We start from the raw sequence: 262 nt of genomic DNA on the forward strand, positions 1-262 counted from the left end.
CAGCTGGCCGCGGTCGTCGCCACCGAGAGCCCTCTCCCCGGCCGACTCCCTCGCCTCACCAACCGCGTCGCTCGCGCGCTCGAAGGCGTCGGTCACATCCGCCATACGACCACCTCCACGTCGACGACGCCGTACAGCGGCCCTGCGTTGCCGTCCTGAACGAAGTACTCCTCGTCGGCCGCGGCGTCGACCGATTCGAGCGTCTTCGGCGTCTCGACCGCGCGGGGGTCACCGCCCGGAGAGGTACCCGGCTCGGTCAGCG

The 262-nt window shown here is 71.8% G+C and carries 1 protein-coding gene; it reads right to left on the minus strand.

Translation table 11 applies throughout. The features are described from left to right. Nucleotides 1–92: 92 nt before the first annotated feature. The coding region (locus tag HKX41_12025) for a hypothetical protein (protein ID NNC24862.1) at nt 93–262 on the minus strand (170 nt) is incomplete at its 5' end.

Origin of the sequence: Salifodinibacter halophilus, from assembly GCA_012999515.1 — a bacterium.
Lineage (GTDB): Bacteria > Pseudomonadota > Gammaproteobacteria > Nevskiales > Salinisphaeraceae > Salifodinibacter > Salifodinibacter halophilus.